The sequence below is a fragment of the Sphingomonas liriopis genome, from assembly GCF_024211255.1.
Classification (GTDB): domain Bacteria; phylum Pseudomonadota; class Alphaproteobacteria; order Sphingomonadales; family Sphingomonadaceae; genus Sphingomonas; species Sphingomonas liriopis.
Genome location: NZ_JAMLDY010000001.1, coordinates 170,348 through 182,537, shown reverse-complemented (window position 1 = coordinate 182,537; position 12,190 = coordinate 170,348). Strand labels below are relative to the sequence as shown.

General features: G+C 70.5%; 8 protein-coding genes. 5 read left to right on the top strand and 3 right to left on the bottom strand.

Features of this window, described 5'->3' with window-relative positions; translation table 11 throughout:
* Nucleotides 1-29 precede the first annotated feature (29 nt).
* Nucleotides 30-1,334, bottom strand: coding sequence for a PQQ-dependent sugar dehydrogenase (locus tag M9979_RS00840; protein WP_254287424.1), 1,305 nt, complete (start codon nt 1,332-1,334; stop codon nt 30-32).
* Nucleotides 1,331-1,750: a DUF2231 domain-containing protein gene (locus tag M9979_RS00835; protein ID WP_254287423.1), complete on the bottom strand. Its 420-nt coding sequence runs from the start codon at nt 1,748-1,750 to the stop codon at nt 1,331-1,333. Before M9979_RS00835 ends, M9979_RS00840 begins: the two co-directional genes overlap by 4 nt.
* Nucleotides 1,751-1,907: 157 nt before the next feature.
* Here M9979_RS00835 and M9979_RS00830 point away from each other — a divergent pair, with 157 nt between their 5' ends.
* Genes M9979_RS00830 through M9979_RS00820 form a run of 3 tightly spaced genes read left to right on the top strand, consistent with a single transcriptional unit; the run spans nt 1,908 to nt 6,507 of the window.
* On the top strand, nt 1,908-3,326 hold the full coding sequence (locus tag M9979_RS00830; RefSeq protein ID WP_254287422.1) for a DUF4139 domain-containing protein: 1,419 nt from the start codon (nt 1,908-1,910) through the stop codon (nt 3,324-3,326).
* Complete coding sequence (locus tag M9979_RS00825; RefSeq protein WP_254287421.1) at nt 3,326-4,837, top strand: DUF4139 domain-containing protein; 1,512 nt, start codon at nt 3,326-3,328, stop codon at nt 4,835-4,837. The genes M9979_RS00830 and M9979_RS00825 overlap by 1 nt, the downstream gene beginning before the upstream one ends.
* A 59-nt stretch (nt 4,838-4,896) precedes the next feature.
* Nucleotides 4,897-6,507 (top strand): family 43 glycosylhydrolase, encoded by a 1,611-nt coding sequence (locus M9979_RS00820; protein WP_254287420.1) that lies wholly within the window; start codon nt 4,897-4,899, stop codon nt 6,505-6,507.
* Here M9979_RS00820 and M9979_RS00815 read toward each other — a convergent pair.
* Nucleotides 6,502-7,437 carry an Lrp/AsnC family transcriptional regulator gene (locus M9979_RS00815; RefSeq protein ID WP_254287419.1) on the bottom strand — a complete coding sequence of 312 codons (936 nt, stop codon included), beginning with the start codon at nt 7,435-7,437 and terminating at the stop codon, nt 6,502-6,504. The two genes, M9979_RS00820 and M9979_RS00815, sit on opposite strands and share 6 nt — an antisense overlap.
* A 147-nt stretch (nt 7,438-7,584) precedes the next feature.
* On the opposite strand from M9979_RS00815, the gene M9979_RS00810 reads away from it, so the two are divergent.
* Together M9979_RS00810 and M9979_RS00805 are read left to right on the top strand one after the other, a co-directional pair.
* Nucleotides 7,585-10,875, top strand: coding sequence for a S8 family peptidase (locus tag M9979_RS00810; protein WP_254287418.1), 3,291 nt, complete (start codon nt 7,585-7,587; stop codon nt 10,873-10,875).
* A 339-nt stretch (nt 10,876-11,214) separates the two neighbouring features.
* Complete coding sequence (locus tag M9979_RS00805) at nt 11,215-12,153, top strand: helix-turn-helix domain-containing protein (RefSeq protein ID WP_254287417.1); 939 nt, start codon at nt 11,215-11,217, stop codon at nt 12,151-12,153.
* Nucleotides 12,154-12,190: the final 37 nt, after the last annotated feature.

Sequence of the window (12,190 nt, the reverse complement as noted above, 5' to 3'; positions counted from 1 at the left end):
GTACGGCGGCGAGCGTTACGCCAACGCGATCAACCACGCGGGGCGGGGGCGGGACTGACGCGCCAGACCGTGTTCGACAGGTCGTCGGCGACGAACAATGCCTTCGTCCGCGGATCGAACAGCACACCGACCGGGCGGCCGCGTGCCTTGCCGTCGGGGCCGATGAAGCCGGTGACGACGTCCTGCGGCTGGCCGGCGGGGCGGCCGTTGGCGAAGGGGATCCAGGCGACCTTGTACCCAGCGAGATCCTGCCGGTTCCAACTGCCATGTTCGCCGACGAACGCGCCCTCGCGATACGCGCCCATGCCGCCCTGCGTCGCGAACGACAGGCCGAGCGCGGCGACGTGTGATCCCAAAGCATAATCGGGCACCGTCGCGCGCGCGACGAGATCGGGGCGCTGCGGGCGGACGCGCGGATCGACGTTGCGGCCCCAATAGCTGTACGGCCAGCCGTAGAAGGCGCCGTCCTTCACCGCGGTCAGATAATCGGGGACCAGCCGCGCGCCGAGCTCGTCGCGTTCGTTGACGACGCTCCACAATGCCCGAGTCGTCGGCTCGATCGCGAGCGCGGTCGGGTTGCGGATGCCGGTGGCGATCGTCCGGTGCGCGCCGGTCGCGCGATCGATCTCCCACACGACGGCCCGGTCCTCCTCGACCTCCAGCCCGCGTTCGCCGACGTTGCTGTTCGATCCGATGCCGACGTACAGCTTGCTGCCGTCGGCGCTGGCGGCGAGCGATTTGGTCCAGTGATGGTTGATCCGCGCGGGCAGCGTCGTCACCAGCTGTCCGGGCGTGGTGATCCGCGTCGCGCCGGTCTGGTAGGCGAAGCGCTTGAGCGCGCCCTGTTCGGCGACGTACAGGTCGCCGCCGACCAGCGCGAGGCCGTAGGGCGCGTCGAGCTTGTCGATCAGCACGCTGCGCAGTTCGGGCCGGCCATCGCCGTCGGCGTCGCGCAGCAGCGTCAGCCGGTCGCCGCCCTTGACGCTGGTGGTGCCCAGCCCCTTGATATAGCCGGCGATGACGTCCTTGGGGCGCAGCAGCGGCGCATGCCCGCCCTTGCCCTCGGCGACGAGCAGGTCGCCGTTGGGCAGCACCAGCATCTGCCGCGGCACCTTCAGATCGGTGGCGAAGGCGGTGATCGTATAGCCCGCCGGCACCGTCGGTCGCGCATCGCCCCAGGCGACGGGCTTGGCGATCTTCATCGGCGGGATCAGCGTCTCGTTCTGCGCGGGCAGTTGCGGCCCGGCGCCGGTCTGGCGCACGTCGGCCGGCTGGCTGCCGCAACTAGCGAGCGTGGCGGCGAACGCGAGGCCGGGAAGCGTGAGGCGGTTCATCGGATGATCCTTCCGGTCGTGCGCGGCGCGAAGGCGAGCCAGCCTGCCGTCAGCGCGGCGAGCGTCGACAGGATCGAGAGGATCAGGCCGGGCGCCCCGACCGAACTCCACGCGTCGCGGCTGTGCTGGAAGGCGTTGACCAGCCCCAGCACCCACATCACCGCGAGCAGCAGCGGATAGAGCCAGCCGTTCCGCCCACGCAGGGCCGCGATCGCCGCCCACGCCAGCACCACGCCGCCGACGACCAGCGCGCCGGCGATCGCCCAGGCCGCGAAGTTCGACCATTGCATCTCGGCGGTGTTGAGATAGGCGATGTCGGCGATCAGCCCCGCGGTGAACAGGCTGACGGGAAAGCCGAGCAGCAACGCGTGCACCGGGTGCACGCCGCCTTGCGCGGCGAGAGGACGAACGGGCATGCGGGTCTCCGGCGTGCCGTGGCGGCGCGCATCGCCTTCCTAAAGTCCCGATCGCGACAATGGTTGCGCCGGGGTTGCACCGGGGTTGCGCCGGCGGTGTCTTGCCTCCGTCATGCTGCCGGCCCATGCTGCCGCTACGACAGCGGGAGAGGGCGGCATGCGGCTACACTGGATCATCGCGACGATGGCGGCGCTGCCCGCAGCCGTGGCGGCGCAGCAGACGCCGCCGCCTGCCGCTGCGCCGGGCGCGGGCAGCGCGCAGGGCGACGTGTCGGTCACCATCTACAACAACGACGTCGCGCTGGTGCAGGACGTGCGCAGCCTGTCGCTTGCCGCCGGGCGCGTGCGGCAGAGCTTCCCGGACGTCAGCGCGCAGATCCGGCCGGAAACGGTGTCGCTCGCGGTGCCCGATGCGGCGATCGTCGAACAGAATTTCGACTACGACCTGCTCAGCCCGTCGAGCCTGATGGAAAAGGCGGTGGGCGAGGACATCACGCTGGTCCGCACCAACCCCGCCACCGGTGCCGAGACGCGCGAGCGCGCCCGCGTGCTGGCGGTCAACGGCGGCGTCGTGCTCGACATTGGCGGGAGGATCGAGGTGCTGCGCGACGACGGGCTGCCGGTGCGCGCGGTGTTCGACCGCGTGCCCGAATCGCTGCGCGCCCGCCCGACGCTGTCGGTGACGCTGGCGAGCAGCCGCGCGGGGACGCGGCCGGCGCGATTGTCCTACCTCAGCCGCGGGCTCGGCTGGAGCGCCGATTATGTGACGTTGTTCGACGACAGGAGCGGGACGATCGACGTGCAGGGCTGGGTGACGCTGCGCAACACCAGCGGCACGACCTTCACCAACGCAAAGACGCTGCTGGTCGCGGGCGATCCGAACGGCGAGGACGACGATGATGCGCGTCCGATGCGCCGCCGCGGCAGCAGCGTGCGGACGCGCGCGGGTACGGAGACCGCCGGGCGGGAACAGCTGGGCGATTATTACCTCTATCCCCTCGCCGAACGCACGACGATCGCCGACAAGCAGACCAAGCAGGTGAGCTTCCTCGACGTGAAGGGCGCCACGGCGTCATCGGGCTATCGGTTCGAGAACGAATGGCTGGGCAATGCCGACCAGCCGCGTAGCGCGAAGAGCGTGCTGCGCTTCGCCAATTCGGGCGCGGCGGGGCTGGGCGATGCGCTACCCGCGGGGACGGTGCGCGTCTATATCCGCGACGCGCGCGGCCAGCCGCAATTCACCGGCGAGAACCGCATCGATCATACGCCCCAAGGGTCGACGATCGCGCTGCCGACCGGCGACGCCTTCGACGTCAAGGTGCAGCCGACGACCGTGTCGCGCACCCGGATCGGCGATACGCGCTGGCGCACGCAGATGCGCTATCGCCTGACCAACGCGCGCGGCCGGCCGGTGACGGTCGAGCTGGTGCAGGCCGGGCTCGACTGGACCGACACGCGGATCACCGAGGAAAGCCGCAAGAGCGAGCGCCCCGACGCCGGCACCGCGCAGTGGCAGGTGCCGGTGCCCGCCAATGGGGAGGCGGTGGTCACCGCGACCTTCGACACGCGCTATTGATGCGGGCGCCGCTGCGCCTCGCGGTCCTGCTCGGCCTCGCGACCCCGGCGGTGGCGCAGGACGCGGTGGTGACGTCGCGCGCGCCGGCGCAGGTCGCGCTCACCGTCTATCGCGCGCCGGAGGGGCGCGGCGGGATCGACCTGCGCACCTTGGGCGGCTTCGCGCTGGTGACCGAGACGCGGCGCGTCGCTTTGCCCAAGGGCCCTGCGGTGCTGCGCTTCGAGGGCGTCGCGGAGGGGATCGTGCCGGTCAGCGCGGTGATCGACGGCCTGCCCGGCGGCGTGATCGAGAAGAACCGCGACGCGCGGCTGCTGTCGCCGGCATCGCTGGTCGACGGCACGCTGGGGCGCGAGGTGACGCTGACCCGCACCGATCGGGCGACGGGGCGCCAGCGCGTCGAGACCGCGACGATCGTCGCCGGCCCGGCGCAGGGCGTCGTGCTGCGCACCGCGGCGGGGATCGAGGCGCTGCGCTGTGCCGGCCTGCCCGAAACGCTGACCTTTCGCCGTATGCCGGCGGGGCTTTCGGACAGACCGGTGCTCAGCGTCGCGACGGTCAGCCCGGTGGCGCGCACCGTCACCGTCAGGCTGAGCTACCTCGCCTCCGGATTCGACTGGCGGGCGAGCTATGTCGCGACGCTGGCGGCGGATGGCCGATCGCTCGACCTGTTCGCGTGGCTGACGCTGGCCAACGGCAATCCCGAACCGTTCACGCAGGCCGGAGTGGCGGCGGTGGCGGGCCGGCTCAACCGCGTCGCGACCCCGGCGCTCGAGCGGGCGGTGGGGGCGCTGTCGCTATCCTGCTATCCGCTCGGCACGACGACGTCGGACCTGCAGTCCGAAACGTTCGAGATGGCGGAAGACATCGTCGTGACCGGATCGCGCGCGATGTTCGCGGTGCCGCCGCCGCCCGCCCCGGCACCCGTCGCCGCGCCGCCACCACCACCCCCGCCCGAGGATCTGGGCGACCTGAAGCTGTACCGCGTGCCCGAGCGCGTCACGGTGACGCCGCGCGCGCAGAAGCAGGTCGCGCTGCTCGCCCGCGCCGCGGTGCCGTTCGAGCGCCGCTATCGCCGCCCGGTCGACGCGCTCGAGACGATGGCGCCGGCGCCGACCGCGATCGTCCTGGTGCTGCGTAACCGCAAGGAGGCGGGGCTCGGCCTGCCGCTGCCGGCCGGCGGCACCGCGACCTATGCGGTGCGCGGCAATGGCGAGCGGCTGCTGCTCGGATTGGGCCGGTTCGACGACCGCGCGGAGGGCGAGACGTTCCGCATCGCGGCGGGGACGAGCAATCAGGTGCTGGTCGAGCAGCGCAAGCTGAACGCCACCGAGGCGTCGGTGCGGGTTACCAATGCGACCGCGGCGGCGGTGACGCTCGACGTGCCGATCGGACGGCCGGCGCAGCGGATCGAGGCCATCGGGGCGGCGCTCGTGCAGGTCGATGGCCGCGCCACCTGGTCGCCCGTCGTACCCGCCGGCGGCAGCGTTGAGCTGCGCTATCGCGTGCCGTAGGGCAAAGTGCTTGTCCCGAGCTGACACCGGTATCATAGTCGCGGCAAAGGAGAGGCGATATGGCGGAATTGAGCCGGCGCGATGCAATCGCAGCGCTCGGCGGAGGGAGCATGGCGGCTCTGCCTGCGGGCGCTCCGGCCGCGGCAACCGCGTCCAGCGGCTGCGCGGCCTTCGACAAGGGCTGGCGCCGCGGGTTCGACGGGCAGCGGATCGCCGACCTCGGCGACGGCCGCTTCCTCAACCCGCTGATCGGCGGCGACCGCCCCGATCCCGCCATCCTGCAGGACGGCGCGGACTATTACATGACCTTTTCCAGCTTCGACAGCTATCCGGGGCTGACAATCTGGCACAGCCGCGACCTCGTCAACTGGCGGCCCCGCCAGCCGGCGCTGACCCGCAACATCGGCGCGGTCTGGGCGGTGAGCCTCGAAAAGCACGCCGGGCGCTATTTCCTCTACATCCCCGTGAAGGCGACGCCGAACGACATTTACGTCATCTGGGCGGATCACATCGACGGCCCCTGGTCCGATCCGGTCAGCCTGGGGCTGCATGCGCATATCGATCCCTGCCACGCGGTGGCGGAGGACGGGTCGCGCTGGCTGTTCCTGTCGGGCGGCGACCGCATCCGCCTGTCCGACGACGGTCTGTCGACCGTCGGCGCGGTCGAGCACGTCTACGACCCGTGGCGCTATCCCGACGATTGGGACGTCGAGGGGTTCAGTCCGGAAGGACCCAAGATCGTCCACCGCGACGGCTGGTATTACATGATTACCGCGGTCGGCGGCACCGCGGGGCCGCCGACCGGGCATATGGTGATCGTCGCGCGCTCGCGGTCGCTGCACGGGCCGTGGGCGAACGATCCGGGCAACCCGGTGGTGCGCACCGTCTCGACCGACGAACGCTGGTGGTCGCGCGGCCACGCCAGCCTGGTGACCGCGCCCGACGGCAGCTGGTGGTCGGTCTATCATGGCTTTGAGAACGGTTTCTGGACGCTGGGGCGGCAGGTGCTGCTCGATCCCGTCCGCTGGACCGCCGACGGCTGGTTCCGCATGACCGGCGGCGATCTGGCAAAGCCCCTGCCCAAGCCGAAGGGCGGGCAGGGCGGCGTCCACGGCCAGCCGCTGTCGGACGATTTCTCGGGACCGCTGGCGCTGGGTGCGAAGTGGAATTTCTTCCGCCCCGGCCCCGCCGAGCGCGACCGGGTGCGCGTCGAACGCGGCGCTCTGGTGCTGCGCGGCAGCGGCACCGCGCCGGTCGATTCCTCGCCCCTGCTGCTGATCGCGGGAGATCAGGCCTATGCCTTCGAATGCGATGTCGCAATCGCGCCGGGCGGCACCGCGGGCCTCGTCCTGTTCTACGACGACAAACTCTATTGCGGCCTCGGCTTCGACGAGCATCGCTTCGTCACGCACCAATATGGCATCGAGCGGGGCCGTCCAGCCAACCCGCACGGTCGCCGCATGCGCATCCGCATCACCAATACGCGGCATATCGTCGCGATCCACACCTCGGGCGACGGCGGCCGGACGTGGCGGCGCTTCGACCGCGGCATGGAGGTGTCGGGCTATCACCACAATGTCCGCGGCGGCTTCCTGATGCTGCGCCCCGGCCTGTACGCCGCGGGTGAAGGGGAGGCGCGGTTCCGCGATTTCCGCTTCCGCGCGTTATGATGTCGCGTCGGCGGGCAGGAACGCACCGACGCGGGCGAGCGTGGTTAGCATCCGGAAGAATTCGGCGCCCAGCTTGGCATTCTGCTGTGCCGCCTGTTCGCCGACGACGACCGACAGCGGCGCGATCACGCCGGCACTGCCGATCGTCGTCAGTACCCCGGCGTCGAGCAGTCGCTTCACCTGCCGACGCACGGTTTCGAATGGCATCTCGATCGCACGGGCGAGCTCGCGGATCGTGATCGGCTTGCGCGCGGCGTCGGGCGGCGGCGTATCCTCATGCGCATAGCGCCACGCGAGATCGCCGTCGCTCAGCGTCTCGGCAACGTTGGAGCGCATGACACCGTAGAAAATATAGGCGCGCATTACGTCACCGAAGATCGGCGCCACCATCTCCATGCTGCGTATCTGCGCATCGAGCACGATGCGTGACACGAGCGCGTCGAACGGGCGTGTGCGCATTGGGGAAACGCCGCCGGCGAGCGCAACGAGGTCGAAGCCGATCGACACCAGCACGGCGCGCAACGCTTCCAGCAGGCAGCGGCCCTCATGCATCGCGGCAACCGCCGCGGGTTGCCGCAGCGCCTCGGCCGGCACGACCAACCCGCTGCGTTCGCGCACCAGCATGCCCGTTGCGGTCATCGCGACGACCCGACGGCGAACGGTTTCGTAAGGTAGCGACATCGATTCCGCGATCGCATGCGCGCTGATCGGCCGGCGTAACGCGGCGCCGCCATCATCGCCAGCGGCGGCCGCCGCGGCAAGCGGGCTATCATAGCCGAGGTAGGCCAGATTGGCGCTGAGGATCGTGCAAAAAACGAAGACCGTGGTCACGTCGCCATCATGCACCCGCGCCCAGACCCGTGCGGACGACATCAGCAGGTCGCCCATTGCCCGGGCCAGCAGTCGCGTCGGTTGATTGCCGCTCGTCACTCCAACTCCTTGTCACTGACCCACATTGGGTAGCGGCGCGCGTGAAACAGGACGGCCGTCGGTGCAATAGCTCCGTTTCAGGGACTTCGGCTTTCACACCGCAGATCATCATGCGGGATTGCCGTGCATATCGCATTGGGGAATATCATGACTGTTACTCGCCGCCGTTCGCGGCCGCACGTCCTGTGCGGTTGCGCGACGATCGCCATGGCGATCGCCACGATGCCCGCCGGTGCCGCCGCGCGCGCCGATGACGCGACGATCGAGGCGACGTCGCTCGCCCGTACCGACGCGATCCGCACGCTCGCCGATCGCATGATCGAACGGCCCAAGCATGTGCGCACGCTGCTGATCGAAGCGCGCGCGATCCTGCCGGGCGAGGCGGCGGTGACCGGGCCTGCGTTCGAGACGCTGGCGACAGCCTCGCGCCGCGCCGCGTTCGCGGGCGACCATGCGCGCCTGATCGTGCTGCTGAGCGGCGCCGCACCCGTGGCGCAGGCGGCAGCGACCGCGGCCGCACCGGCGGCGGTGAAGAGCGGCCTGTCGCCGCTGGCGATCGTCGGCGCGCTCGCCGGCGGCGCGGCGGCCGGCCTGCTGGTCAATGCGCTGTCCGACGACGACGCCACCCCCGCGCCCGCTTCGACGCCAACGCCGACCGGCACGGTGACGCCGACGCCAACTCCGACTCCGACGCCAACTCCGACGCCGGCTCCGACGCCGACACCGACACCGACACCGACACCGACACCGACACCGACACCGACGCCGACGCCGACGCCAACGCCGACGCCCACTCCGACACCGACACCGACGCCCACTCCGACGCCGACGCCGACGCCCACTCCAACACCGACACCAACGCCCACCCCGACGCCGACACCCACCCCGGTGTTCAGCCCGACGTCGCGCACCTATGATGCGGCGGCGGCGCAGGCGATCCGGACGTCGGCGGAGTATAACGGCGTCGCGCAGAGCAACGAGCGCAAGGCGCTGGCCGGCAACACCAGCGACGCCACCGGTGCGACCAATCCGTTCGACCGGACCAAGATCTACGTCGCTTATGGCTATGGCCTGAGCGGCGCGGGCGTGAAGGTCGGCGTGGTCGACGACGGCTTCAACCTGGTCGACGGCAAGCCGGTCCACAACGAATTCACCACGGCGGGCAAGATCGTCGTGCTGAGCTCCAGCGCGGCGCTGGAAGGATCGACGACCGCCAAGCCCGACAATGGCGCGCACGGTGCGCACGTGTCGGGCCTGATCAGCGCCGACCGCAACGGCACGACGATGATGGGCGTCGCTTATGGCGCGACGCTCTACCTGGGCATGACCCCCGACGACGCGAACGGCTTCGCCAAGCTGTTCGACGAATACCGGACCAGCGGCGTGTCGGTGTCGAGCAATTCGTACGGCATCCCGATCAAGGGCGACGACACGTCACCCTGGAGGCCCGTGAAGACGAGCACGTCGGGCTATGAGGTGACCGCAGCGAACGCGATCGCCTATCGCGACGCCAACGGGCTTTCGAATGCGCAGATGATGGCCAACATCCATTCGGCGGCCAGCACGCCGGGCGAATGGACGACCGCGATCGGCGCGATGAAGGCCTATCAGGATGCCGGCGGCGTGATCGTCTGGGCCAATTCCAACTATGGCCCGAACGCGATCGCGAATGGCGACAAGGGGCTGGACGGTCCCGACCTCGTCGCCGCGCTGCCGCTCGCCTACACCGAATTGCGCGGCGCGTGGATCACCGTGGTCAACGCCAGCTCGGCCGGGCTGCTCGCCAAGCTCAACGGCGAAGGCTGGGTGGATGCGGCGACGAAGAAGGAGAACAACATCGTTCTCAACTCGGCGCCCTGCGGCCTCGCGGCGGCCTTCTGTCTGTCGATGGACGGCGCCGCGATGTGGTCGGCATCGAGCAAGGGCGTCGGCAGCTACGAAGCCCAGACCGGCACGTCGCAGGCGACGCCGATGGTCGCCGGCATGATCGCGCTGCTGCGCCAGGCGTTCCCGACCGCGAGCAGCGCCGACCTCGCCGCGCGGCTGATGTTCACCGCCGACAACCGCTTCTTCGCCAACGGATCGACCGTCTCGACGGTCACCACCGCCAGCTACACCAACGCCAACGGCACGATCACCGGCAAGGTCAGCGACATCTGGGGCCATGGCTTCCCGGACATGGAGGCGGCGCTCAATCCCGTCGGCGCGGTGACGGTGCGCACGCGCAGCGGCGCGGTGGTGCCGGTGCAGGCGTTGTCGGGCACGTTGCAGGTCGGCGGTGCGTTCGGCACCGGCCGCGGCCTCGCCGGCGCGACGTACCTGTACAACGACGTGCTCAACGGCGTGTTCGCCAGCCAGGTCGGCTCGCGCATTGCGGGGAGCGCCGACACGCGGCTGATCGACACGCTGGCCAACAGCCAGATCGACCTCGCATCGCGCGCCGCGGAAACCGCGGGCGGGCTGTCGGTGCGCTTCGGCATGGCACCCGTCACCGACCAGACCGGCGACCGCGGCCGGCTGGGCACTCAGTTCGCGCTCAGCCAGCGCGTCGGCGAGCGCACCAGCATCGCCTTCGGCTATGGCTTCAGCCCCGATACGACGCTGGGCTTCACCCCGCGTCACGCCGGGCTGCGCAGCGCGTCGATCAGCGACCGGGCGATGGGCATCCCGTTCCTCGGCTTCGGCAATCCGTGGGGGCGGCAATGGGCGTCGATGGGCTTTGCCGGCGGTATCGTCCGCGGCTCGGTCGCGACGTTCACCGGCGGCATCTCGCAGCAGCAGGCGCGCCTGCGCTCGCCGCTCGCCAACCGCGGCCGTACCGAGGGCGTCGTCGTCGATGCGGTGATCGGGGCGCCGGGCGGACGCTTCGGCCTCAACGTCTCGGCCGGGCAGACGCGCGAGAAGGACGGGTTCCTGGGGTCGCAGGCAAGCAACGGCCTGTTCGCCGCGGGCGCGACCAGCCGCTTCGCGCGCGTCGCCTTCACCACGCGGCTTGCTGGCAAGATCGGCCTGCAGGGCAATTACGTGACCGCACTGACCCGCGTGTCGCCACAGGCGCAGGGGCTGCTCAGCGGCTTCTCGACGTTGCGGTCGGACGCCGCCTCGCTGGCGCTGGTCGGCGACGGCCTGCTCGGCAAGTCGACGCTGCTGACGCTCGGCGTGGCGCAGCCGCTGCGCGTGGCGAGCGGCCGCGGTGCGCTGGCGCTGCCGCAGGGGGTCCAGCTCAACGGGCCGGGCGACTACACCTATCTGTACGGCGGCAATAACCTGCGCCTGACGCCGGAAGGTCGCGAGCTCGACTATACGGTCGAGTTCAGCCGCCGCCTCGGCGGTGCCACGACGCTGCGCCTCGCCGGCATGGCGATGCGCCAGCCCGGGCACGACGCCACCGCCGCCATGGGGCTGGCCGGCCTCGTCGGACTGAAGACGGGGTTCTGACGCCGCGCACTCGCCCCCGCCGCGCGACCTGTGCGGCGGGGACGGCCGGTGGCGCGCCCGGACCACCCGAGCGTGCACAATTGTGCCGTTCTGTATCAAAATGATGCCGCCACCCGCTGGCGCTTTCGAAAATCCGCGTTTACCTCATGCACTTGCCGGATAGCGTTTCAGGCTTTCGGTATGTCGTTGGGGGACGACATCGTAACGCGCCGCCGCAGGGCGGGCGGGGAGGGGCGCCGGTGCGCCGCTCGCCGGCCCGTCGTGTCGTCCGGGCATCGCTACGCCAGTCCCACACCGTGAATGTCCGCCGTTGCGGCAAGTGGGACGAAGAGCGTGGGGATGACGGAGACGGTGTCGAAGAGCGTGATGCGCACGGACGCGATTCCGCCGGCATTGCGGCCCGAGGCGTATCAGGCGGAAATCAGCAATACGTTGATGACGACCTTCCTCACCGAACCGGTGATGGCCGACATGCGCTCATGCTACCTCGGCGCGCTCCACGTCATCGAACTCGTCGCCTCGCCGCGCCGTTCGGAACGGACCGGCGCGCAGATCGCCCGCGACCGGCATGACGGGATCAGCATCCAGCTCGCGCTGCGCGGGACGGCACGCGGCGAGGCGGGCGGGCGCAAGGTCGCGAGCGTTCCCGGCACGGTGATGCTGCTCGACTTCGCCCAGCCCTTCCACATGGTCGACGAGGGCGAGCGCGAGGTCATCAACGTGTCGATCCCGCGCGCGATGCTGGCGCCGCGCGTCACCGACCTGCGCGCGCTGCACGGCCGCGTGCTCGATGCGGAGGCGGGCGCGCTGCTCGCCGCGCATCTGACCGCGGTCGCGCCGCGGCTCGAGCGCCTGCCGGCCGCCGCCGCGCCGGTGCTCGGCGATATCCTGCTGCAGCTGGTGCTGCTCGCGGTCGGCGACGCGCCGGAGGAGGCGCCGCTGGCGCTCGACCGGCGCACCTCGCTGCTCCAGCATGCCCGCCGGCTGATCGATGCGCGGCTGGGGTCGAGCGACCTCACCCCCGAATGGCTGTTCGCGCGGCTCAACATCTCGCGGTCCGACCTGTACACGCTGTTCGAGGATGCCGGCGGCGTCGTCCGCTATATCTGGAAGCGGCGGCTGGAGGCGGCGCGCGAGGCGCTGATCAATCCCGCCGACTCGCGCCGGATCAGCGAAATCGCCTTCCATTTCGGGTTTTCCAGCGAGGCGCATTTTGCCCGCGCCTATCGCACCGCCTTCGGCAAGACCGCGAGCGAAACCCGCCGTTCCGGTGGTTAATGGCGTGCGTCGAAAGATTGCTGCATTGTCGTTAACG

Bases quoted from the DNA above. Each gene is read 5' to 3' on its own strand.
- M9979_RS00820 (WP_254287420.1), top strand. From the start codon at position 4,897: ATGGCGGAATTGAGCCGGCGCGATGCAATCGCAGCGCTCGGCGGAGGG.
- M9979_RS00830 (WP_254287422.1), top strand. From the start codon at position 1,908: ATGCGGCTACACTGGATCATCGCGACGATGGCGGCGCTGCCCGCAGCC.
- M9979_RS00840 (WP_254287424.1), bottom strand. From the start codon at position 1,334: ATGAACCGCCTCACGCTTCCCGGCCTCGCGTTCGCCGCCACGCTCGCT.
- M9979_RS00805 (WP_254287417.1), top strand. From the start codon at position 11,215: ATGACGGAGACGGTGTCGAAGAGCGTGATGCGCACGGACGCGATTCCG.
- M9979_RS00835 (WP_254287423.1), bottom strand. From the start codon at position 1,750: ATGCCCGTTCGTCCTCTCGCCGCGCAAGGCGGCGTGCACCCGGTGCAC.
- M9979_RS00810 (WP_254287418.1), top strand. From the start codon at position 7,585: ATGACTGTTACTCGCCGCCGTTCGCGGCCGCACGTCCTGTGCGGTTGC.
- M9979_RS00825 (WP_254287421.1), top strand. From the start codon at position 3,326: ATGCGGGCGCCGCTGCGCCTCGCGGTCCTGCTCGGCCTCGCGACCCCG.